The sequence below is a fragment of the Saccharothrix sp. ALI-22-I genome (genome assembly GCF_001984175.1).
Classification (GTDB): Bacteria; Actinomycetota; Actinomycetes; order Mycobacteriales; family Pseudonocardiaceae; genus Actinosynnema.
Genome location: NZ_MTQP01000059.1, coordinates 23,678 through 44,807 on the forward strand (window position 1 = coordinate 23,678; position 21,130 = coordinate 44,807).

Annotated in this window: 23 protein-coding genes; 19 read left to right on the plus strand and 4 right to left on the minus strand. The window is 70.0% G+C overall.

Translation table 11 applies throughout. The annotated features are described in order from the left end of the window. Positions 1-126: 126 nt before the first annotated feature. The 5 genes from rpsB to ALI22I_RS18455 all read left to right on the plus strand — a co-directional run bounded on the left by rpsB (position 127) and on the right by ALI22I_RS18455 (position 4,318). Positions 127-996 (plus strand): 30S ribosomal protein S2, encoded by an 870-nt coding sequence (gene rpsB / locus ALI22I_RS18435; protein WP_077006757.1) that lies wholly within the window; start codon positions 127-129, stop codon positions 994-996. A gap of 121 nt (positions 997-1,117) precedes the next feature. Further along, positions 1,118-1,933 (plus strand): translation elongation factor Ts, encoded by an 816-nt coding sequence (tsf, locus tag ALI22I_RS18440; RefSeq protein WP_077006758.1) that lies wholly within the window; start codon positions 1,118-1,120, stop codon positions 1,931-1,933. A 141-nt stretch (positions 1,934-2,074) separates the two neighbouring features. Further along, complete coding sequence (gene pyrH, locus ALI22I_RS18445; protein ID WP_051772088.1) at positions 2,075-2,785, plus strand: UMP kinase; 711 nt, start codon at positions 2,075-2,077, stop codon at positions 2,783-2,785. Positions 2,786-2,831: 46 nt separating this feature from the next. After that, positions 2,832-3,389: a ribosome recycling factor gene (gene frr / locus ALI22I_RS18450; RefSeq protein ID WP_077006760.1), complete on the plus strand. Its 558-nt coding sequence runs from the start codon at positions 2,832-2,834 to the stop codon at positions 3,387-3,389. A gap of 83 nt (positions 3,390-3,472) precedes the next feature. Further along, positions 3,473-4,318 carry a phosphatidate cytidylyltransferase gene (locus tag ALI22I_RS18455; protein WP_077006761.1) on the plus strand — a complete coding sequence of 282 codons (846 nt, stop codon included), beginning with the start codon at positions 3,473-3,475 and terminating at the stop codon, positions 4,316-4,318. A gap of 42 nt (positions 4,319-4,360) precedes the next feature. Here the strand turns inward: ALI22I_RS18455 and ALI22I_RS18460 are convergent, their stop codons facing one another. After that, complete coding sequence (locus ALI22I_RS18460; RefSeq protein ID WP_077006762.1) at positions 4,361-5,176, minus strand: VOC family protein; 816 nt, start codon at positions 5,174-5,176, stop codon at positions 4,361-4,363. Positions 5,177-5,231: 55 nt separating this feature from the next. On the opposite strand from ALI22I_RS18460, the gene ALI22I_RS18465 reads away from it, so the two are divergent. Together ALI22I_RS18465 and ALI22I_RS18470 are read left to right on the plus strand one after the other, a co-directional pair. Further along, entirely contained in the window at positions 5,232-5,978 is a 747-nt protein-coding gene (locus ALI22I_RS18465; RefSeq protein ID WP_077006763.1) for a class I SAM-dependent methyltransferase, read from the plus strand. Between the two features lie 25 nt (positions 5,979-6,003). Then, positions 6,004-6,987, plus strand: coding sequence for an aldo/keto reductase (locus ALI22I_RS18470; RefSeq protein ID WP_077006764.1), 984 nt, complete (start codon positions 6,004-6,006; stop codon positions 6,985-6,987). A gap of 1 nt (position 6,988) precedes the next feature. Here the strand turns inward: ALI22I_RS18470 and ALI22I_RS18475 are convergent, their stop codons facing one another. Next, a complete protein-coding gene (locus ALI22I_RS18475) occupies positions 6,989-7,636 on the minus strand; it encodes a PadR family transcriptional regulator (protein ID WP_083751824.1) in 648 nt (215 codons plus the stop codon). 205 nt (positions 7,637-7,841) lie between these two features. Between ALI22I_RS18475 and rlmN the strand changes: the two genes are divergently transcribed. The 4 genes from rlmN to ALI22I_RS18495 all read left to right on the plus strand — a co-directional run bounded on the left by rlmN (position 7,842) and on the right by ALI22I_RS18495 (position 11,356). Next, positions 7,842-8,948, plus strand: coding sequence for a 23S rRNA (adenine(2503)-C(2))-methyltransferase RlmN (gene rlmN, locus ALI22I_RS18480; RefSeq protein ID WP_077006766.1), 1,107 nt, complete (start codon positions 7,842-7,844; stop codon positions 8,946-8,948). Between the two features lie 57 nt (positions 8,949-9,005). Beyond that, positions 9,006-9,251, plus strand: coding sequence for a FitA-like ribbon-helix-helix domain-containing protein (locus ALI22I_RS18485; RefSeq protein ID WP_077006767.1), 246 nt, complete (start codon positions 9,006-9,008; stop codon positions 9,249-9,251). Then, positions 9,248-9,679: a type II toxin-antitoxin system VapC family toxin gene (locus ALI22I_RS18490; protein ID WP_077006768.1), complete on the plus strand. Its 432-nt coding sequence runs from the start codon at positions 9,248-9,250 to the stop codon at positions 9,677-9,679. Before ALI22I_RS18485 ends, ALI22I_RS18490 begins: the two co-directional genes overlap by 4 nt. A gap of 120 nt (positions 9,680-9,799) precedes the next feature. Beyond that, on the plus strand, positions 9,800-11,356 hold the full coding sequence (locus ALI22I_RS18495) for a serine/threonine-protein kinase (RefSeq protein ID WP_077006769.1): 1,557 nt from the start codon (positions 9,800-9,802) through the stop codon (positions 11,354-11,356). Between the two features lie 36 nt (positions 11,357-11,392). Here ALI22I_RS18495 and ALI22I_RS18500 read toward each other — a convergent pair whose 3' ends face one another. After that, positions 11,393-11,650, minus strand: a complete 258-nt coding sequence (locus tag ALI22I_RS18500; RefSeq protein ID WP_238598436.1) for a DUF2631 domain-containing protein — start codon at positions 11,648-11,650, stop codon at positions 11,393-11,395. A gap of 198 nt (positions 11,651-11,848) precedes the next feature. On the opposite strand from ALI22I_RS18500, the gene ALI22I_RS18505 reads away from it, so the two are divergent. Genes ALI22I_RS18505 through ALI22I_RS18530 form a run of 6 tightly spaced genes read left to right on the plus strand, consistent with a single transcriptional unit; the run spans position 11,849 to position 18,175 of the window. Next, positions 11,849-13,024 (plus strand): ABC transporter ATP-binding protein, encoded by a 1,176-nt coding sequence (locus tag ALI22I_RS18505; RefSeq protein ID WP_077006770.1) that lies wholly within the window; start codon positions 11,849-11,851, stop codon positions 13,022-13,024. Then, positions 13,017-14,168 carry a polyamine ABC transporter substrate-binding protein gene (locus ALI22I_RS18510; protein WP_077006771.1) on the plus strand — a complete coding sequence of 384 codons (1,152 nt, stop codon included), beginning with the start codon at positions 13,017-13,019 and terminating at the stop codon, positions 14,166-14,168. Before ALI22I_RS18505 ends, ALI22I_RS18510 begins: the two co-directional genes overlap by 8 nt. Continuing rightward, complete coding sequence (locus ALI22I_RS18515) at positions 14,144-15,010, plus strand: ABC transporter permease (protein ID WP_238598437.1); 867 nt, start codon at positions 14,144-14,146, stop codon at positions 15,008-15,010. The genes ALI22I_RS18510 and ALI22I_RS18515 overlap by 25 nt, the downstream gene beginning before the upstream one ends. Beyond that, on the plus strand, positions 15,007-15,831 hold the full coding sequence (locus tag ALI22I_RS18520) for an ABC transporter permease (RefSeq protein ID WP_077006772.1): 825 nt from the start codon (positions 15,007-15,009) through the stop codon (positions 15,829-15,831). Before ALI22I_RS18515 ends, ALI22I_RS18520 begins: the two co-directional genes overlap by 4 nt. Positions 15,832-15,871: 40 nt before the next feature. Next, a complete protein-coding gene (locus ALI22I_RS18525; RefSeq protein ID WP_238598438.1) occupies positions 15,872-17,521 on the plus strand; it encodes a sensor histidine kinase in 1,650 nt (549 codons plus the stop codon). 3 nt (positions 17,522-17,524) lie between these two features. After that, a complete protein-coding gene (locus tag ALI22I_RS18530) occupies positions 17,525-18,175 on the plus strand; it encodes a response regulator (RefSeq protein ID WP_077006774.1) in 651 nt (216 codons plus the stop codon). A gap of 85 nt (positions 18,176-18,260) precedes the next feature. Here the strand turns inward: ALI22I_RS18530 and ALI22I_RS18535 are convergent, their stop codons facing one another. After that, complete coding sequence (locus ALI22I_RS18535; protein WP_077006775.1) at positions 18,261-18,527, minus strand: GlsB/YeaQ/YmgE family stress response membrane protein; 267 nt, start codon at positions 18,525-18,527, stop codon at positions 18,261-18,263. Between the two features lie 156 nt (positions 18,528-18,683). Here ALI22I_RS18535 and dxr point away from each other — a divergent pair, with 156 nt between their 5' ends. Both dxr and ALI22I_RS18545 read left to right on the plus strand, forming a co-directional pair. Next, entirely contained in the window at positions 18,684-19,904 is a 1,221-nt protein-coding gene (gene dxr / locus ALI22I_RS18540) for a 1-deoxy-D-xylulose-5-phosphate reductoisomerase (protein ID WP_077006776.1), read from the plus strand. 1 nt (position 19,905) lies between these two features. Then, positions 19,906-21,102, plus strand: coding sequence for a M50 family metallopeptidase (locus tag ALI22I_RS18545; RefSeq protein ID WP_077006777.1), 1,197 nt, complete (start codon positions 19,906-19,908; stop codon positions 21,100-21,102). Positions 21,103-21,130: the final 28 nt, after the last annotated feature.

The following is a 21,130-nucleotide window of genomic DNA, read 5'->3' on the forward strand; positions in this document are numbered from 1 at the left end:
ACGTCCTCCGGTTCGGACGGCGGCAAGGGCACCAGGGCGGCGGACCGACCGGCCCGCCGCGATCAACCGGAACGCGCGCCGGCCCAGACACCCGGCGCGCCTGAACGAAGAGGTGCGAACCCGGCCATGGCCGTCGTCACCATGAAGCAGCTGCTCGACAGCGGCGTGCACTTCGGGCACCAGACCCGCCGCTGGAACCCGAAGATGAAGCGCTACATCTTCACCGAGCGCAACGGCATCTACATCATCGACCTCCAGCAGACGCTGACCTACATCGACCGGGCTTACGAGTTCGTCCGGGAAACGGTCGCGCACGGTGGGTCGATCCTGTTCATCGGCACCAAGAAGCAGGCGCAGGAGGCCATCGCCAACGAGGCCCTCCGCGTCGGCATGCCCTTCGTGAACCAGCGGTGGCTGGGTGGCATGCTCACCAACTTCTCCACGGTGCACAAGCGCCTCCAGCGGCTCAAGGAGCTGGAGTCGATGGAGCAGACCGGCGGTTTCCAGGGTTTCACCAAGAAAGAAATCCTGATGATGAACCGCGAGAAGGACAAGCTGGAGCGCACGCTCGGCGGTATCCGCGACATGTCCAAGGTGCCCAGCGCCGTGTGGATCGTGGACACCAAGAAGGAGCACATCGCCGTCGGCGAGGCGCGCAAGCTGAACATCCCGATCGTGGCGATCCTCGACACGAACTGCGACCCGGACGAGGTCGACTACCCGATCCCGGGTAACGACGACGCGATCCGGTCCGCCGCGCTGCTGACCAAGGTCGTGGCCGAGGCCGCCGCCGCCGGTCTGATGGCGCGCTCCGGCGCCCGCACCCAGGCCGCCGACGGCGCCGACAAGCCCGAGCCGGGCATCGACGAGCCGCTGGCCGAGTGGGAGCAGGAGCTGCTGGTCGGTGCCGACGCACCGGCCGCCGCGGCGCCCGCCGCCGACGCGCCGGCTGCCGAGGCGCCCGCCGCCGAGGGCTCCGAGGCCGTCCAGTCCTGATCAGCCACACGCCGCGCCCGCCACGACGAAGGTGGGCGCGGCGTGTGCACAGCACCACCCCCGCGCGTACCCACGTCGGTGAAGCCGACGATCAGACCGCAGAAGGAACGGAAACCGCACGATGGCGAACTACACCGCCGCTGACGTGAAGCGCCTCCGCGAGCTGACCGCCGCAGGCATGATGGCCTGCAAGAAGGCGCTCGAGGAAACCGACGGCGACTTCGACAAGGCGGTCGAGATCCTGCGCATCAAGGGTGCGAAGGACGTCGACAAGCGCGCCGAGCGCACGACCTCCAACGGCCTGGTCGTGGCCGAGGACGGCGTGATGATCGAGCTGCGCTGCGAGACGGACTTCGTCGCCAAGAACGCCGACTTCCAGGAGTTGGCCTCGCAGATCGTCGCGGTCGCCAAGGCCACCCGCCCGGCGGACGTCGAGGTCCTCAAGGCCACCGACCTCGACGGCAAGAACATCGACGCGGTCGTCCAGGAGTTCTCCGCCAAGATCGGCGAGAAGCTGGAGCTGGCCAAGGTCGCCGTCTTCGACGGCACCGTGACCACCTACCTGCACCGCCGCGCGGCCGACCTGCCGCCCGCCGTCGGCGTGGTGGTCGAGTACACCGGGGACAGCGAGGACGCCGCCCGCGGCGCCGCGATGCAGATCGCCGCGATGCGTCCGCGCTACCTCACCCGCGACGAGGTCCCCGCGGACCTGGTGGCCAACGAGCGCCGCATCGCCGAGGAGACCGCTCGCGAGGAGGGCAAGCCGGAAGCGGCGCTGTCCAGGATCGTCGAGGGTCGGGTGAACGGCTTCTTCAAGGACGTCGTGCTCCTGGAGCAGGCTTCCGTGACGGAGTCCAAGAAGACCGTCAAGGCCGTGCTGGACGAGGCCGGGGTCACCGTGACCCGCTTCGCCCGGTTCGAGGTCGGCCAGGCCTGATTCGCGTGAGGGCGGGGTTGCGCGCATAGTCGCGACCCCGCCCTTGCCGTGTCCAGAGGAGGACCTGTGAGCAGCGCAGAGGTAGACCACTCGAAAGCCGATCACGCCGACGACGAGCCCGCCCACGGCTATCGCCGGGTGATGCTCAAGCTGGGCGGCGAGATGTTCGGCGGTGGCGGTGTCGGCGTCGATCCCGACGTCGTGCAGACCGTGTCGCGCCAGATCGCCGCAGTCGTCCGAACCGGGGTCCAGGTCGCGGTCGTCATCGGTGGCGGCAACTTCTTCCGCGGCGCCGAGTTGCAGCAGCGCGGCATGGACCGCAGCCGGGCCGACTACATGGGCATGCTGGGCACGGTGATGAACTGCCTCGCCTTGCAGGACTTCCTGGAACGCGAGCACGGCATCGAGACCCGCGTGCAGACCGCCATCACCATGGGCCAGATCGCCGAGTCGTACATCCCCCGCCGGGCCATGCGGCACCTCGACAAGGGCCGCGTGGTGATCTTCGGCGGCGGTGCGGGCATGCCGTACTTCTCCACCGACACCACCGCCGCGCAGCGCGCGCTGGAGATCGGCTGTGAGGTCGTCCTGATGGCCAAGGCCGTGGACGGCGTCTACACCGCGGACCCGAAGACCGACCCGGACGCACTGATGTTCGACAACATCACCCACCGTGAAGTGCTCGAACGCGGCCTGAACGTGGCCGACGCGACGGCGTTCAGCCTGTGCATGGACAACAACATGCCGATCATGGTCTTCAACCTGCTCACCGAGGGGAACATCGCCCGCGCCGTGCGTGGTGAGAAGATCGGCACACTGGTGAGCACCCCCGGTGGTCGCCCGTCCTTCTAGACCTGCTGGGATCCGAGCCGAACTGCGCACACCAAGGGAGTCTGCCGTGATCGACGAGACCCTCCTCGACGCCGAGGAGAAGATGGAAAAAGCGGTGTCCGTGGCGAAGGAGGACCTGGCCGCGGTGCGCACCGGCCGTGCCAACCCTTCGATGTTCTCCCGCATCGTCGTCGAGTACTACGGTTCGCCGACCCCGCTGAACCAGCTGGCCAGCGTCGCCATTCCCGAGGCGCGCATGGCCGTGATCAAGCCCTACGACGCCACCCAGCTCAACGCGGTCGAGAAGGCCATCCGCGACTCGGACCTGGGGGTCAACCCCAGCAACGACGGCTCGATCATCCGCGTGGTGATCCCGCAGCTGTCCGAGGAGCGCCGCCGCGAGATGGTGAAGGTGGCCAAGAGCAAGGGCGAGGACGCGAAGGTGTCCATCCGCAACATCCGCCGCAAGGCCAAGGAAGAGCTCGACCGCCTGGTCAAGGACGGCGAGGTCGGCGAGGACGACGGCACCAGGGGCGAGAAGGAACTGGAGAACGTCACCCACCGGTACGTGGCGCAGGTCGACGACCTGGTCAAGCACAAGGAAGCCGAGCTGCTCGAGGTCTAGGTGATCACGTCCGGTTGGTCGGGTCGGGTCACCGGCCGCATGTTCTGCTTGGCCGGTAGCCGGCCGTGATAGGAGCACAAGAAGTGTCAGGCGGCGGCGAGCAGGGCGCGCCGGAGCGGAACGCGTCACGCGCGGGGCGCAACCTGCCCGCGGCCATCGCCGTGGGTGTCGGCTTGGGCGCGGTCATCCTTGTCGCGCTGTTCACGGTGCGCGAGCTGTTCATCGGCATCGTCGCCGTCGCGGTCGCCGTGTCGATGTACGAGCTGGCGGGCGCGCTCCAGCGCGGTGCGGGCATCCGGGTCGCGCTGGTGCCCGTACTGCTGGGCGGGCAGGCCGTGGTGTGGCTGGCCTGGCCGTTCGAGCGCGGCGGGGTGCTCAGCGCGTTCGTGGTGACGATCCTGGTCTGCCTGCTCTGGCGGCTCAAGGACGGCGCGGACGGCTACCTCCGGGACGTCACCGCGTCCATCTTCACGGTCGCGTACGTGGCGGTGTTCGCCGCCTTCGCGGTCATGCTGGTCGTGCCGGACGACGGGGTGTTCCGCGTCCTGGCGTTCCTGATCGGCGTCGTGCTGTCCGACACCGGCGGCTACGTGGCCGGCGTGCTGTTCGGCAAGCACCCGATGGCCCCCACCATCAGCCCGAAGAAGTCCTGGGAGGGCTTCGCGGGTTCGATGGTGGCGGGCATGGTCGGTGGCGCGCTGACCGTCGGCCTGATGCTGGACGGCCAGTGGTGGCACGGCGTGCTGTTCGGCGCCGCGCTCGTCATCACGTCCACCGCCGGTGACCTGGTCGAATCGCTGATCAAGCGCGACCTCGGGATCAAGGACATGGGCACCCTCCTGCCCGGCCACGGCGGGCTGATGGACCGCATGGACTCACTACTTCCCTCAGCCGTCGTCGCTTACCTGCTGCTACTCGTCTTTGTGTAGCCCACTCGACCTCGCCGCCGTCTGCGGAGCAGCGGCCATGTGTCAATCGTCGTAGGGGTCGTCGACGCGTGAGCCGGTGTCCTCGTCGGACAGCGGTGTGGTGCGGGACGGGTCGATCACGGAGAACACCGCGCCGGTGTGGTCGGCGACGACGGTGATCCGGCCGAACGGGGTGTCGTACGGCTCGACGGTGACGCGTCCGCCCAGCTCCAGCACCCTGGACGCGGTCGAGTCGGCGCCGATCTCCGGCGCGGCGGTGAAGTACACCATCCAGTGCGGCGGGGTGTCCGGCGCGAACGCCCGGCCCATCCGCTGGCGGCCCAGCACGGTGTGGCCGTGGAGTGCCCAGATCGTGTAGTCGACCGCGTGGCCGTCACCGATCTGGGTGATCTCGTAGCCGCACAGCTCGTGGAAGAACCCGTCCGCGACGTGCCCGTCGCGGGTGTTCAGCTCGGCCCACGCGTACGCGCCGTGCCCGTCGGTGCCGAACACCCAGTCGGGGGAGACGTGCCGGAACCCGACCACCGCCCCGGTCGGGTCGGCGATCACGGTGGCCGTGTCGGACGGTTCGGCGAGCACGGTGCCGCCCAGCGCGTGCGCCTTCTCGGCGGTGGCGCGGGCGTGGGGGGTGTTCAGGTACAGCGTCCACGCGCTCGGCTCGTCGGCGGCGACCAGTTCGGCCACCGGCAGGCCGTCGACCAAGGCGGTCGTGCGGCCCTGTCCGTCGGAGTAGTACCAGCCGAAGAGCCCGGTGTAGAAGTCGATCGTGGCCTGGAGGTCGGTGGTGGCGATGTCCACCCAGCACGGCGCTCCGTGGTGCATTTCGGCCAAAGCGGGAGAATTCGGGACGATCGACACCGTGTACCTCCTGCAAGCCGCCTATTCGATCACGCTACGGCTCTAGAGTCGTCCCGTGAAGGGATTCGTCCGCGCCGCGTTGGCCGCCGTGCGGCCCGTCGACGTCCTGCCGAGCCCGAACATCTGGCACTGGCCCGAGGTCTACGAGGTCGAGAACCGCGCCCAGGACGTCGGCGGCGCCATCTGGAGCGCGCTGCGGGAGGACTGCGACTGGGCCGGGCGGGACGTGGTCGACGTCGGCTGCGGCGACGGGTTCCACCTGCCGGTGTTCGCTGAAGCGGCTCGCTCGGTGATCGGTGTCGAGCCGCACCCGCCGTTGGTGCGGCGCGCCCGTGCGCGGGTGGCGGACGTGCCCAACGCCGAGGTGATGGCCGGACCGGCGCAACGCCTGCCGCTGCGCGACGCGAGCGCGGACCTGGTGCACGCGCGCACGGCGTACTTCTTCGGCCCCGGCTGCGAACCCGGTCTCCGCGAGGCCGACCGGGTGCTGCGGCCCGGCGGCGCGCTGGCGATCGTGGACCTCGACGGCCTCGCCGAGCCGTACGGGCCGTGGCTGTGCGCCGACGAACCGCGCTACAACCCCGTGGAGGTGGAGACCTTCTTCACCGCTCAAGGGTTCTCGTTGCGCCGTGTGCGCGCGCTGTGGCGGTTCGATCGTCGTGAGGACCTGGAGGCGGTGTTGCGCATCGAGTTCTCCCAGGCGGTCGCGGAGAAGGCGGTCGCCCGGACGCCCGGCCTGTCGTTCGAGGTCGGCTACCGCGTCCACGTGAGACGGAAGCCGACCGGGATTGTGCTGACCTGATAACGCTCACATAGGATTTGGAACCGTGGAGAACAGGAACGCGGGCAGGTTGGGCCGGCAGGTCGGCGTCGTGGGTCTGGGCTGCTGGCAGCTCGGCGCGGACTGGGGCCAGGTCGAGGAGTCCGACGCGCTGGCCGTGCTGCACGCCGCCGTCGACACCGGCGTGAACTTCCTCGACACCGCCGATGTCTACGGCGACGGTCGCAGCGAGACGCTGGTCGGCAAGTTCCTGCGCGAACGCGGCGACGCGGGCATCACGGTGGCCACCAAGATGGGCCGCCGGGTCGAGCAGACGCCGGAGAACTACAACCGCGAGAACTTCCTGGCCTGGAACGACCGGTCCCGCGCCAACCTCGGCGTGGACACGCTCGACCTGGTGCAGCTGCACTGCCCGCCGACGCCGGTCTACTCCACCGACGAGGTGTTCGACACCCTCGACGAGATGGTGGAGGCCAAGCGGATCGCCGCGTACGGCGTGAGCGTGGAGACCGTCGACGAGGCGCTGACCGCGATCGCCCGACCGGGTGTCGCGAGCGTCCAGATCATCCTGAACGCGCTGCGGCTCAAGCCGCTGGAGCGGGTGCTGCCCGCGGCGGCGGAGGCGGGCGTGGCGATCATCGCCCGCGTGCCGCTCGCCTCGGGGCTGCTGTCCGGCAAGTACACCGCGTCGACCACGTTCGGGGCCGACGACCACCGCAACTACAACCGCAACGGTGACGCGTTCGACGTCGGCGAGACGTTCTCCGGCGTGCCGTTCGAGGTCGGTCTGGAGGCGGTGGAGCGGCTGCGGGCCCTCGTGCCCGCCGGTGCCACCATGGCGCAGTTCGCGCTGCGGTGGATCGTGGACCAGCCGGGGGTCACCGTGGTCATCCCCGGTGCCCGCAACGCCGAGCAGGCGCGCGCCAACTCGACCGCCGCGGATCTCGCGCCGCTGTCAGCCTCGGCCCAGGACGAGGTGCGCGCGGTGTACGACTCGCTGATCCGGCCGCTGGTCCACGACCGCTGGTAGTTCACTCTTCCGTGTCGTCTTCCTCGACGTCGAGCTCGCCCAGGATCGCGTAGAGCTTGCGGCGGGCCTCGCTGAGGACCTCGACGGCCCGTGCCTTCTGCTCACGCGTGCCCGCGTGAGCCATCTGCTGCATCGCCGAGCCGAGGTGGCGCGCCGCCGTGCGCAGCTTCGCGGCGTTCACGTCGACGTCGTCGTTGACCTGCTGCCACGGCGGCGCGCCTTCGAGCTTCGCCGCCTCCGCCTGACCGGTCTCGGTCAGCGTGAACAGCTTCTTGCCGCCCGCCTCCTCGGTGGAGGCGACGAGGCCTTCGTCGGCCAGCATCTGCAGGGTCGGGTAGACCGACCCCGGGCTGGGCCGCCAGAGCCCGTCCGTGCGGCCGGAGATCTCCTGGATCATCTCGTAGCCGTGCATGGGGCGTTCGGCGAGCAGCGTGAGCACCGCCGCGCGGACGTTGCCCTTGCGCTGCCTGCCGCCCCTGCCCCGCCCCCGGCCGTGACCGGGGAAGCCGGGCGGCTCGGGTGGCATCGGGGGACCGGGCGGAAAGGGGCCGTCGGCGAACGGGCCGCCCCGGCCGAAGCCGCCGCCGAACCCGCGTCGCGGGTCGCCGAAGCCGTGTTCCCGGTGGTGCCTGTGTCCGTGGAAACGCATCGTCTTGCTCCTTGTATCGATCGGTTCTGACGTATCGACGATATATCGGAACCGATCGCGATGCAACGGTGATGCCGATCGCAGTGGGTCGCCTCATGGCTGCCGTCGTCATGGGGCTGGGTCGCGGTGCTCCGGCGGGGGGTGTCCACTCACACGGTCGGTGTGGTCTTTGGCACTGCGCGGCCGTGGGACACTGGACGGTGCTATGACTGCCCTCCCCCTCGTCTTCGACGCGCCCAAGCGCGGGCTACCGCCGCGCCACCTCGCCGACCTCTCCGCCGACCAGCGTCGAGAGGCGGTCGCCGCGCTCGGTGAGAAGCCGTTCCGCGCCGCGCAGCTGTCGAACCACTACTTCGGCCGGTTGACCGTCGACCCCGACGCGATGACCGACATCCCCACCGCCGCCCGTGACCGCCTGATCGCCGACCTGATGCCGCCGCTGTGGACCGAGCTGCGCAGCGTCGAGGCCGACGGCGGCACGACGCGCAAGACGTTGCTGCGCGCCCACGACGGCACGCTGGTCGAGAGCGTCCTGATGCGCTACCCCGACCGCGCCACGCTGTGCATCTCGTCGCAGGCGGGTTGCGGCATGGCGTGCCCGTTCTGCGCCACCGGCCAGGGCGGACTGACCCGGAACCTGTCCACCGCGGAGATCGTGGACCAGGTGCGACGCGGTGCGGCGGCCATGCGTGACGGCGAGCTGCCCGGCGGTCCGGGTCGGCTGTCGAACATCGTGTTCATGGGCATGGGCGAGCCGCTGGCCAACTACAAGCGCGTGGTCGAGTCGGTCCACCGGATCTGCGACCCGGCGCCGGACGGCCTGGGCATCTCACAGCGTTCGGTGACCGTGTCGACGGTCGGGTTGGTGCCGGCGATCCGGAAGCTGACCGAGGAGAACCTCCAGGTCCGCTTGGCCGTCTCGCTGCACACCCCGGACGACGAGCTGCGCGACACCCTCGTCCCGGTCAACACCCGCTGGAAGGTCGCCGAGGTCCTCGAAGCCGCTCGTGGTTACGCGGACCGGACCGGTCGCCGTGTCTCCATCGAATACGCCCTGATCCGCGACATCAACGACCAGCCGTGGCGTGCGGACATGCTCGGCAAGCTGCTGCGCCGGCACCTGGGCCAGTTGGTGCACGTGAACGTGATCCCGCTGAACCCGACGCCGGGCTCGAAGTGGGACGCCTCCCCGAAGCCGGTGGAGCGCGAGTTCGTCCGCCGCGTCAACGACCAAGGCGTCGCCTGCACCGTCCGTGACACCAGGGGCCAGGAGATCGCCGCCGCCTGCGGCCAGCTCGCCGCCGAAGGCTAGGTCCACCCCACTCCCGGGTGCTAGCATTGACAGCAGTGCTGGCATGAGAGGTGGACCGTGGCGACGTTGACGATCCGAGACTTCGATGAGGGTCTGAAGGCCAGGCTGCGCGTTCGGGCTGCTGAGCACGGCCGGTCGATGGAAGCCGAAGTGCGTGAGATCCTTGCCTCGGTGCTGACCAGGTCGGCGTCCGAGGTGGGGATGGGTTCGCGGATTCGGCAAAGGTTCAGCGACGTGGGGGATCCGTCGATCGAGCTGCCGCAGCGGACGGAGCCTGCACGAGCCGCGGAGCTTCCTGAGTGATCGTTCTTGACACCAACGTCGTCTCCGAACTGATGAGGCAAGTTCCGGATGACGGCGTTGTCCGGTGGGTCGATCGGTATTCGGCCGAGGATGTCTTCATCACGGCGGTGACGGCTGCTGAGCTCGCGCACGGGGTCGCTCGACTGCCTGAGGGCCGGCGCAAGACCATACTGGCGGCAAGGATCTCGGACCTTCTGGCCGAGGACTTTCGAGATCAGATCTTGCCTTTCGACAGTGTTGCAGCGGATTACTGCGGCGAGATCGCCGCCACGCGCGAGGCGAACGGCCATCCGATCGGCATGGCCGCCGCGCAGACCGCCGCGATCTGTCGTCGCTACGTCGCTTGCCTGGTCACACGAAACATCAAGGACTTCGTCGACACCGGTATCAAGGTGCTCAACCCGTGGGACGACGCTCCTGAGTTGTAATGGCTATGCGGACCGGACCGGGGAAACGCTGCTGATGCGGACCTGCGTGCCTGGCGGTTGTCGGTGAGCGGGTGGGGGTGACCGGCTACCATCCTGCGGTCGGTTCACTTGGGGGGACTCGTGCACTCGAAGCTGGTCGCGGGCCGGTATGTGGCGGTTCGTGAGCTGGGGCGCGGCGGCATGGGCGTGGTCTGGTTGGCGGAGGACCGGGTCATCGGGCGGCGGGTCGCGCTCAAGGAGTTGCGGACCTCGTCGGCGGCCGAGCTGAAACGCGTGCTGCGGGAGGCGCGGACGGCCGGTCGGCTCAACAGTCCCGCCGTGGTGACCGTGCACGACGTGGTGTCCGAGCACGGCATCACCTACATCGTCATGGAGTTGGTCGAGGCGCCCACCCTCGCCGACCTGATGGGCAACGGGCCGTTGCCCGCCGAACAGGTGTCCGCGATCGGGCTGGCCGTGCTCGAAGCGCTGGAGACCGCGCACGCGGCGGGTGTAGTGCATCGGGACGTCAAGCCGAGCAACATCATGGTGCTGCCCGACGGGCGGGTGAAGCTCGCCGACTTCGGCATCGCCCGCGCCCTGGACGACCCCGGCCTGACCGCGACCGGCGGCGTGATGGGGTCGCCCGGCTACATGGCGCCGGAGCTGTTCACGGGCGAGCCGCCGTCGCCCGCCACGGACCTGTGGTCGCTGGGCGCGACCCTGTTCCACGCCGTGGAGGGCCGCTCGCCGTTCCAGCGCGAGTCGACCGCCGCGACCATGCACGCCATCCTGTCCGAGGAGCCGGTGCTCAACCGCTGCACCGGCCCGCTCGCCGCCGTGGTCACGGGCCTGCTCACCCAGGTGCCCGCGAACCGGCTCACGGCCGCTCAAGTACGTCAGCGCCTCGCTTCGACCGGCGATCCGGACACGGTGATCATCGAGGCGCCCACGTCACTAGTGTCCCGGCCCACCGACACCCGCCCGAGTTGGGGCGAGACGTGGGACGACGAGCCGCGCAAGCCGAAGCGCCGGATCGCGGTGGTGGCGGGCGCGGCCGTCGCCGTCACGGCCCTCGCGCTGACCACCGTGTTCTTGCTGCTCCCCGAGGCCGAACCGGGCCGCGCGTCCGGCGCCGGGAACGTGTCCTCGCCGGTCACCACCACTGAGACGACCCCGAGCAGCAGTACCCAGTCCGCGTCGTCTTCCGCCGCGAGCACCACGACCACGACGACGACCACCACCACTGCGGCCACAACCACCACGACCTCGGCGAACAACGTCGCGCCGCCGCCGGTCGTCACCACCCCGCCCAGGCCGCCGCGCGAGACCACCGCGCTGACCAGGTTCAGGAACGCCGAGGGGTGGCACTACAGCGGCTCGACGATTCTCGCCACGCCCGGCGGGTTCGTGCCGGAGGGGCCGCTGGGCAAGCTGGCGGCCAACGCCGAGTCGGGCACCCAGCCGATCTACTCGTGCCAGATCAACAACAGCGCGGACCGGATGACCTCGGGGGTGGCCGACTGCGAAGGACAGCGGACGTATGGCCTGCTCGGCTACATCTTCACCGCCCCGCCGGCCGACGTCGCCACGAAGGCGCTCTACCGGTGCAACGCGGGCGGGCACCACTTCGACTCGCTCGACCCGGCCTGCGAGGGCAAGACGGTCGAGTTCCGCATCGGCTGGGTGCTCACCTGAGCCCGAGCCGAGCCCGAGCCAAGCCGTCGATCGGGACTACCGGCGCCAGGAGGTGCGGCTGCGGACCTGGTCCCAGATCAGGAGGGCGGCCATGGCGGTGCCGACGAGGATGACCCAGATGTTCTCGGTGCGGCCGTGGTGGTTGCCGATGAGCAGGGAGAAGACACCGAGGGTGGACAGCCAACCGGCGATCTTGATGCCCTTGGGGAAGCTGCCGTGCCAACCCCACTCGGCCGACGGCTCGTCGTGGGTGTCGACCGCCGGACGCTTGTCCAGTTCCGAGGACGAAGACACAGCCGCACGACCTTCCTGCCCGATCACGTTCACCAACGCGGTCATCGTCGCACACGCCCGCGCCACGCGAGACGTGAGGTGCGCGGCACCGCCGTGACGTCTACCCTCGGCCCTCGCGCGCGTTCGCCGTGCGTCCGCCGCGTGTTCGCACCGCACCCCCCGCCAGGCCGGCCGGATTCCGGGCCGCCCAGAGAGGCGATGAGGTTGACCGAACAGCCGGTACCCGGCTTCCACCCGGCCGAGGGGCGCACGCCGGACACCTTCGCGCCGGTCGAGGTCGGCCTGCACGGCGTCACCAAGCGCTTCTCCGACCAGACCGCGGTGGACGACGTCACGTTGCGGATCCACGAAGGCGAATTCTTCTCCGTCCTCGGCCCCTCCGGCTGCGGCAAGACCACGCTGCTCCGCATGATCGCCGGGTTCGACGACCCGACCGCGGGGCGCATCGAGCTGGACGGCGTGGACGTGGTCGGCGTGCCGCCCTACCGGCGTGACGTGAACACCGTCTTCCAGTCGTACGCGCTGTTCCCGCACATGTCGGTGTGGGACAACGTCGCCTACGGCGTCAAGCGCAAGGGCGTCCGGGGCGCGAAGCTCAAGGAGTTAGTCGGCGAACACCTGGAGCTGGTCCGGCTCCAGCAGTACGCCAAACGCCGACCCGCTCAGCTGTCCGGTGGCCAGCAGCAACGCGTGGCGATCGCCCGCGCGCTGGCGGCCGGCCCCCGGCTACTGCTGCTGGACGAGCCGTTGGGCGCGCTGGACGCGGTGCTGCGCAAGGAGTTGCAGATCGAGCTGATGCGCATCCAACGCGAGGTCGGCACCACGTTCCTCTACGTGACGCACGACCAGGAGGAGGCGCTGGTCCTGTCCCACCGCGTCGCGGTGATGAACGCCGGGAAACTGGAGCAGGTCGGCTACCCGGAGGACGTCTACGAGCGCCCGGCCACCCGGTTCGTGGCCGGGTTCATCGGCACCTCCAACATCCTCGACGCGAAGGTGTCCGGTGTGGACGGTCGCTGGGCGGTGCTGGACACGCCGGGCGTCACCGGGCTCCGGGCCCCGCTGAACAGCCGCGGACTCCGCCACGGGCAGCGGGTCGCGGCCACCGTGCGCCCGGAGAAGGTGCACCTGCACGACCTCGCCGACGAGCCGCCGACGGGCTGGTGCGTGCTCACCGGCACCGTGCGCGACGTCGTCTACACGGGCGTGTCCACCCAGTACGTGGTGGACGTGCCGGGCGGCGCGGAGCTCGTCGCGTTCGTCCAGAACACCCGCCGCATCGCCGACGCGGGGTCACCGGGGCAGCCCGTGCGGATGGCCTGGGACCCCGACTTCACCGTGTTGTTGGAGCCGGAAGAGGGTATGGATGACTGAGCAGAACCTCCGGATCGCCCACCTTTGGGACATGGACAGCGCCCGGGTCACCCGTCGGACCGTGCTGCGTTCGTCGGCGTTCTTCGCGCTGGCGGCCACCGGGGCGTGCGGTGTCGGCAGTGCGCCGACGACCACGACGAGCAACGCGCCCACCTCGAACGCCAAGGCGGCCAACGCCGTGGCCGAGCCGAAGCTCAACTTCTACAACTGGACCGACTACATCGCGCCGGACACGTTGTCGGGGTTCACCGCGGCCGCGGGCATCGAGGTCACCTACGACAACTTCAGCTCCAACGACGAGATGGAAGCCAAGATCGCCTCCGGCGCGGCGGGTTACGACCTCGTGGTGCCCAGCGACAACTTCCTGCGCCGGTTCCTGCGCTCCGGCCTGCTCTCGCCGCTGGACCACGACCTGCTGCCGAACCTGAAGAACCTGGCCACCCGGTTCACCGAGGCCGAGTACGACCCCGGCAACCGGTACTCGGTGCCGTGGGCGTGGGGCACGACCGGGTTGGCGTACTCGAAGGCACAGCTCGGCGAGGTGACCGGGTTCTCCGCCTACGACCTGGCCGCCGCGCAGGGCCGCAGCACGATCCTGGACGAGGCGCGCGACGCGTTGGCGCTCGGCCTGCTCAAGGCCGGCCACGACCCGAACACCGCCGACCCCAAGCAGATCGCCGAGGCGGTGACGGTGCTGCTGGAGTTGAAGAAGAAGATCGGCCAGATCACCTCGGACGTGATCGAGCCGCTGAGCTCGGGCCAGGTGCCGTTGGCGCAGGCGTACTCCGGTGACGCGTTCCAGGCGCGGGACGCCAACGAGGACCTCGCCTACGCCATCCCGACCGAGGGTGGTCTGTCCTATGTGGACCTCCTGTGCGTGCCGAAGGATGCGCCGCACGCGGAGAACGCGCACCGGTTCATCGACTACGTGCTGCAACCGGAGGTGGGCGCGGCGTTGGCGAACGCCATCCGCTACGGCAGCCCCAACGAGGCCGCGCGGCCGATGATCGAGCCGGAGTTGCTGGACGACCCGCTGGTGTACCCGTCGGACGAGCAGTTGGCGAAGCTGCCGTTCACCAAGGACCTCGGCGCGGACGTGGAGGCCCGTTACGCCGACGCGTGGACCAGGGTGAAGACCGGCTGATGGCCCGGCCGCGGTGGCTCGTCGCGACCGGTCTGCTCGCGCCGACCGGGGTGTGGCTGGGCCTGTTCCTGATCGCGCCGCTGGCGCTGGTGGTGCAGTTCAGCTTCGCGACCCGTGACACCGGGGTGGCGCGGGCAGTGCTGCCGTGGACCGTGCGGGCGTACGAGACGGCGTTGGACCCGGCGTTCCTGCCGATCTTCGGCCGCACGTTGGCCTACGCGGGCATCACCACGGCGTTGTGCCTGCTCCTGGGCTTTCCGCTGGCGTGGTTCATCGCGCGGCACGGCGGGCGGTACCGGACGGCGCTGCTGGTGGCGGTGCTGGTGCCGTTCTGGTCGAGCTACCTGGCCCGGATCTACGCCTGGAAGGCGCTGCTGGACGGTGAGGGGCTGGTCAACCGGCTGCTGGAGACCGTGGGGCTGGACCGTGACGGCGGCTTCCTGCTGACGGACGGCGCGGTGGTGGTGGGGCTGACGTACGGGTTCCTGCCGTTCATGGTGCTGCCGCTGTACGTGGCGTGTGAGCGGTTCGACCACCGGCAGGTGGAGGCGTCCTACGACCTGGGGCACGGGCGGGCGTCCACGTTCTTCCGGGTGGTGCTGCCCGGCGTGTTCCCGGGGGTGTTGGCCGGGTCGCTGCTGGTGCTGGTGCCGTCGGCGGGTGATTTCGTCACGCCGCGGCTGTTGGGCGGGGTGGACCAGGCCACGTTCGGCAGCGTGATCGACGACCAGTTCCGCGGCGGCAACAACTGGCCGCTGGGGTCGGCGATGGCGGTGTTGCTGCTGGTGCTCGTGGTGGTCGTGCTGGTGTTGCGCGGCAAGCGCGGCGAGGACGTGCTGTGAACCGCCGTCCTTGGGTGCTGGGTGCCGTCGCCGTGCTGGTGTTCGTGTTCCTCTACGCGCCGATCCTGTGGTTGGCGGTGGTGTCGTTCAACGACTCGCGGTCGTTGAGCCGGGTCACCGGGCTGTCGGCCCGCTGGTACGTCGAGTTGTTCGACGACGCACGGGTGCTCGACGCCCTGGGGTTGAGCCTGCGGTTGGCGTCGGTCAGCGCGGTCGTCGCCACCGCGATCGGCACGCTCGCCGCGTTCGGCCTGCGCCGCGCCTTCCCCGGGCGGAGTGTGTGGACGGTCCTGCTGAGCCTGCCGCTGGTGGTGCCCGAGGTGGTGCTGGGCGTGGCGCTGCTCGGGTTCTGCGTGAAGCTCGCCGGCATCCCGCTCGGCTTCGGCGCGCTGCTGGCCGCGCACGTGGCGTTCTCGTTGAGCTTCGTGGTGGTCGTGGTCCGGGCACGGGTCGCGGGCATGGACGACCGCCTCGAAGAGGCCGCCGCCGACCTCGGGGCGAGTCCGCTGGTGGCCTTCCGCACCATCACGTTGCCGCTGGTGGCCCCGGCGGTGGCGGCGGGTGCGGCGTTCGCGTTCCTGCTGTCGTTCGACGACGTGGTGACGTCGAGCTACCTGACCGGCGTCGGCTCCACGACCCTGCCGGTGTTCGTGTACGCCCAGGCCGGTCGCCGGGGTGTGTCACCGGAAATCGTCGCTTTGTCGACATTGATGGTGGCGGTGAGCGCGGCACTGCTCGTCGCGGGCGTGCTCGTGGTCGCCTGGCGGGCCCGCCGCGCGTCACCTGCGTCAACTTTCGTCGGAAACCTTCGAGACCAATGAACGCGGACGACGCCCGGGTGGTTCTTTAACGTTGTCGCCTGTGACGTCTGTCGTTCAACGGCTCCGGCCCGGCCTGCCGGATCTCAGAGAGGCGCCCGCCGCGTTCCTGCGCGCCCACGCCGAACGCCTCGGCCTGGTCACCCCGTGGCGCGTGGGACGCGAGGTGCTGGCGGTCCTGGTGCTGCTCTGCCTGGACGTGTTCCCCGGCTGGATCGCGGGCGAGTGGCGGCCGTCCGGGTTGGCGATGGTGGTCATCGGCTCCGGGTACGTGGCGCTCTACCTGGCCCGACTGCTGTTCCCCGCGCTCGCTTTACTGATCGGCACCTGGGTGGTCTTCAGCGCCGATCACGGCGGCGTCGCGTTGATCATCATGCTCGGCTACGCGGCCGGCTACCGGATCGTGTCGTGGCAGCGCGCGCTGCTGACCGCCGTCCTCGCGCTGGTCCTGCTCATGATCGCCTGGGACATCGCCAGCCCCGGCCTGTCCGGCGCGTTCGGCTCCTGGGTGATGCTCACCGGCTACTGCCTGCTCGTCGCACTGCCGTTCCTGGTCGGCCGGTACGCCGCGCAGCGCAACGCGCTGGTGGCGGCCCTGCGGGAACGCGAGGCACGGGCGGTGCGCGAACGGCGGATGGTGTCGCGCCAGGTGCGGCTGCGCGAGCGCAACCGGATCGCCCAGGACATGCACGACAGCCTCGGCCACCGGCTCAGCCTCATCTCCGTGCACGCGGGCGCGTTGGCCCTGGACACCGGTCTGGGCGACCGGCAGCGCGAGGCGGTGGACGTGCTGCGCAGCGCGGCCCTCACCGCCATGGAGGAGCTGCGCGGCGTCATCGGCGTGCTGCGGCGCGACGAGGAGCCGGACGAGGACCAGGTGCGGCGGACCGTGGACTCGATCGACGAGCTGGTCGAGGGCGCGCGCCGGGCGGGTGTGCGGGTCAGCCTGGTCCGCGGCGGCCAGCCCGTGCCGCTGCCCGCGAAGGTCAGCCACGCCGCCTACCGCATCGCCCAGGAGGGCCTGACCAACGCCAACAAGCACGCGCCGGGCGCGAGTGTGCAGGTGACCGTGAAGTACGAGCCGGACGCGCTGGTGGTGGAGGTCCGCAACAACCCGCCGCGCACCAAGCTGCCCAAGGGCACCGGGTTCGGCCTGGTCGGCCTGGGTGAACGGGTGCGGCTGGCGGGCGGCATGCTGCACGTCGGCGAGTTGCCGACCGGCGGGTTCCGGATCGCCGCCGTGCTGCCGTACGAGGACACCGCCGCGTCGGGCGACGAGCCGTCCGACGACGAGCCGTCCGACCACGAGCAGTCCGGGCCGGCCAAACCGACCGGCGTCCGCAAGTGGGCGGGTGTCGGCTCGATCCTGCTGGCCGGGATCGTGGTCGTCGTGGTCGTCGGCGGCTACAGCTGGCTGGGGTCGCAGCCGTTCACCAAGGTGGTGACCGGCGAGTTGTACGACTCGGTGCGGGTCGGGCAGTCGGAGGCCGAGGTGCTGGCGAGGCTGCCTGGTGGCGCCGAGCCGCCGCTGGGCGACCTCAAGTCCGACGCCGAGCCCGAGCCGGCCGGGTCGACGTGCCACTACCGCGTGGCCGACGAGCAGACCTACTCCGTACGGGCGAACAGGATCGTGCGGTTCTGCTTCGCCGACGGCAAGCTGATCGAGAAGAAAATCCACCTCCAGGGGATGTGAACGTTGATCCGGGTCCTCATCGCCGACGACGAGCCGCTGATGCGAGCGGGCATCAAGGCCATTCTCGGCACCGCCGACGACATCGAACTCGTCGCCGAGGCCGGTGACGGTCGCGAGGCCGTGCGCATCGCCCAGGAACGGCGGGTGGACGTCGCCGTGCTCGACATCCGGATGCCGCGGCTGGACGGCCTGGCCGCGGCTCGTGAGCTGCGGTCCGCCGCGCCTTCGGTGCGGGTGGTGATGCTCACCACGTTCGGCGAGGACGACAACATCGTCCAAGCGCTGTCCGACGGCGCGGCCGGGTTCCTGCTGAAGGACTCCGCGCCCGAGGAGCTGCTGCGGGCCGTGCGCGCCGTTCACGCGGGAGAGGCGTACCTGTCACCGATGGTGACCAGCCGGGTGGTGGGGATGGTGGCCCAGGTCGGCCAACCACGCCGCCAGGCGGCGATCCGGCAGGTCGAGGGGCTGACCGAACGCGAGGTGGAGGTGCTGTCCCTGCTCGGGCTGGGCATGTCGAACGCCGACGTCGGGCAGCGGCTGCACATGAGCGAGGCGACCGTGAAGACCTACGTGAGCAGGCTGCTCGCCAAGCTGGGGCTCACCAACCGGGTGCAGGCGGCCCTGCTGGCACGCGACGCGGGGCTGGCCGGCTGAGAGCGGCAGGGCCGGACAGAGGGGAGTGCCCCGCCGATTTCTCGACGGGGCACTCCGGGGATGGTTCCGTGCGTCAAGCGAGCGTCTATGCCCTGGCTCGAGTGCCCGTCACCAAGCGGTAGATGCCCAGCACGATCAGCGAGCCGAGGATGGCCAGCAGCCAAGTGCTCAGGTCGAAGAACGTGTTGAGGTCGGTCCCGAAGATGGCACGGCCGACGAAGCCGCCGATGATGGCGCCGACGATGCCGAGTAGCATCGTGATGATGATGCCGCCGGGGTCCCGACCAGGCATGATGGCCTTGGCGATGGCACCCGCGATGAGGCCGAGGACGATCCAACCCAAGATGCCCACGGGGGCTCTCCTTCCTGATGGCCGCGACGGGCTGATCCGTCGAGGCGCTTGATCGAGGAGTGCCCACGGACGGGTGAAGCCACGCGCCCGTTACCCTTCTGTTATCGAAGTACCGCTGTGCGGGTTATCAGGACGGGTCCGGAACAATGGGCGGTGATGAGCACACCACGCACGGTCCTGGTCCTCGGTTCCACCGGGTCGGTCGGCACCCAGGCCCTCGATGTCATCGCCGCCAATCGCGACCGGTTTTCCGTGGTCGGGCTGGCCGCGGGTGGCGCGGATCCCGCCGCCCTCGCCGCCCAGGCCGTCGAGTTCGGGGTGCAGGCGGTGGCCGTCGCCCGCGCCACCGCGGTCGAGGACGTCACGCTCGCCCTCTACGCCGAAGCGCAACGGCGCGGCTACGCGCAGGGAGCGTTCAAGCTGCCGCGCATCCTCGCCGGACCCACCGCGATGACCGACCTGGTCGACTCCACGCCGGCCGACGTGGTGCTCAACGGCATCACCGGCTCCATCGGCCTGGCGCCGACGCTGCACGCGCTCAAGACCGGCGCGACGCTCGCCCTGGCCAACAAGGAATCGCTGATCGCGGGCGGTCCGCTGGTGCTCAAGGCGGCCAAGCCCGGCCAGATCGTGCCGGTCGACTCCGAGCACTCGGCGCTGGCCCAGTGCCTGCGCGGCGGCCGGGCCGACGAGGTCGCCAAGCTCGTCCTCACCGCCTCCGGTGGCCCGTTCCGCGGCCGCACCCGCGCCGAGCTCGCCGACGTCACCGCGCGCGAGGCCATGGCGCACCCGACCTGGTCCATGGGCCCGGTCATCACCATCAACTCGTCCACCCTGGTCAACAAGGGCCTGGAGCTGATCGAGGCGCAGCTGCTGTTCGGCGTGCCCTACGAGCGCATCGGCGTGGTCGTGCACCCGCAGTCGATCGTGCACTCGATGGTCACCTTCACCGACGGCTCCACCCTCGCCCAGGCCAGCCCACCGGACATGCGGCTGCCCATCGCGCTGGCCCTCGGCTGGCCGGACCGCACCCCCGGCGCCGCCGCCGCGTGTACTTTCGACGTGGCGACGGCGTGGACTTTCGAGCCGCTGGACGACGACACGTTCCCAGCGGTGCGACTGGCCAGGCAGGCGGGCTCCGGCGGCGGCTGCCTCCCGGCGGTCTACAACGCGGCGAACGAGGAAGCGGTCGCGGTCTTCCTCGACGGCGGCACGTCGTTCACCTCCATCGTGGACACTGTCGAACGGGTGCTGGCGGAGGCGGACGGCTGGGCGCACGAACCCGCCGACGTCGCCGAAGTCCTCGCGGCGGAGCATTGGGCCCGGGCGCGGGCGCGTGAACTCGTGGCCACTTCGGTGGGGTCTGGAAGGGACTGACGTGGGCGTCTTCTTGGGCATCGTGCTGTTCGCCCTGCTGATCGGCATCTCGATCGCGCTGCACGAGCTCGGCCACCTGGCCACGGCGAAGATGTTCGGGATGAAGGTGACCCGGTACTTCATCGGGTTCGGACCCCGCATCTGGTCGTTCCGCCGCGGTGAGACCGAGTACGGCCTCAAGGCCATCCCCGCGGGTGGTTTCTGCGAGATCGTGGGCATGACCGCGCTGGAGGACGTCCCGCCGGCCGACCAGCACCGCGCGTTCAACCGGCAGAAGACCTGGAAGCGGGTCGTGGTGCTCTCCGCGGGCTCCATCACCCACTTCATCGTGGGCTTCATCGTGCTGTACTTCATGGCCTGGACCATGGGCATCCCGAACCTGCGCGACACCGCGCAGATCGCCGAGGTCGCGCCGTGCGTGCAGAGCAGCGCCGACGCCGAGTGCGCGCCGGGCGCGCCGTCACCGGCCAAGGACGCGGGCTTCCAGGTCGGCGACGTGATCCTCGCCGTGGCCGGCACGGCCACGCCCACGTGGAGCGACGTGCTGGACAAGACCCAGAAGCGGTTCGGCACGACCGAGTTCAAGGTGCTCCGCGACGACCGGGAGATCACCCTCACCGCGGACGTCGCGCGGATCGACCGCGAGGTCCGGCGGGCCGACGGCACGCGCTACAAGACCGAGGTCGGCGCGATCGGCATCATCCACCAGCGCAATTTCGAGTACAACCCGGTCACCGCCATCGGTGGCGCGACCGCGTTCACCGGCACGATGTTCGAGAACACCTGGCGCGGCCTGATCAACTTCCCGCAGAAGATCCCGGCGGTGGTCGAGGCGATCGGCGGCGGTGAGCGCGACATCGACAGCCCGGTCAGCGTGGTGGGCGCGAGCAGGCTCGGCGGCGAGGCGGTCGACCGCGGCCTGTGGCAGCTGTTCTGGCTGATGCTGGCCGGTCTGAACTTCTTCGTGGGTGTGTTCAACCTCCTGCCGCTGCTGCCGCTTGACGGTGGTCACATCGCGGTCAACCTGTACGAACGAGTGCGAAACTGGATCCGGAAGCTGCGCGGCCTGCCCGACGGCGCACCGGTCAACTACCTGCGGCTGCTGCCGCTGACCTACCTGGTGATCTTCGTCGGCGGCGCGGTCACGCTGCTGACGATCACCGCGGACATCGTCAACCCCATCCGGCTCTTCCAGTGACATCCCGCTATTCCAGTGAGAGGTGCTA

Coding starts and splice junctions, on each gene's coding strand:
- rpsB (WP_077006757.1), top strand. CDS start 127: ATGGCCGTCGTCACCATGAAGCAGCTGCTCGACAGCGGCGTGCACTTC.
- tsf (WP_077006758.1), top strand. CDS start 1,118: ATGGCGAACTACACCGCCGCTGACGTGAAGCGCCTCCGCGAGCTGACC.
- pyrH (WP_051772088.1), top strand. CDS start 2,075: ATGCTCAAGCTGGGCGGCGAGATGTTCGGCGGTGGCGGTGTCGGCGTC.
- ALI22I_RS18475 (WP_083751824.1), bottom strand. CDS start 7,636: ATGCGTTTCCACGGACACAGGCACCACCGGGAACACGGCTTCGGCGAC.
- rlmN (WP_077006766.1), top strand. CDS start 7,842: ATGACTGCCCTCCCCCTCGTCTTCGACGCGCCCAAGCGCGGGCTACCG.
- ALI22I_RS18505 (WP_077006770.1), top strand. CDS start 11,849: ATGAGGTTGACCGAACAGCCGGTACCCGGCTTCCACCCGGCCGAGGGG.
- ALI22I_RS18510 (WP_077006771.1), top strand. CDS start 13,017: ATGACTGAGCAGAACCTCCGGATCGCCCACCTTTGGGACATGGACAGC.
- dxr (WP_077006776.1), top strand. CDS start 18,684: ATGAGCACACCACGCACGGTCCTGGTCCTCGGTTCCACCGGGTCGGTC.